Genomic DNA, 270 nt, shown 5'->3' on the forward strand with positions numbered 1-270 from the left:
GGATAAATTCGACGGCGGCAACACCGTTCATCTGGTCGCCATGTCCGACGACCAAAGGGTCTGTGGGTGTGCGCGACTGATGTGTACCACTGGCCCCTATCTTCTACGAGATGCGTTTCCCGAGCTTGCTGAACCGGGCGGTTCGCCACCTTCATCACCATCGATTTGGGAGATGTCGCGCTTCGCAGGGTCAGGACTGTCTGACCGAACCGGCTCAAGCTCGGGTACGGGCCTTTTCCCGTACGTCATTGCGCTCGCCCAGTCGTTCGG

General features: G+C 59.6%; 1 protein-coding gene. It reads left to right on the forward strand.

Going from position 1 to position 270, the window contains the following annotated elements:
* Positions 1 to 270: acyl-homoserine-lactone synthase (locus tag SB786_RS36400; protein WP_410731604.1), on the forward strand; the 270-nt coding region annotated here is incomplete at both ends.

It is taken from the genome of Burkholderia sp. SIMBA_062, from assembly GCF_046534765.1.
Lineage (GTDB): Bacteria > Pseudomonadota > Gammaproteobacteria > Burkholderiales > Burkholderiaceae > Burkholderia > Burkholderia ambifaria.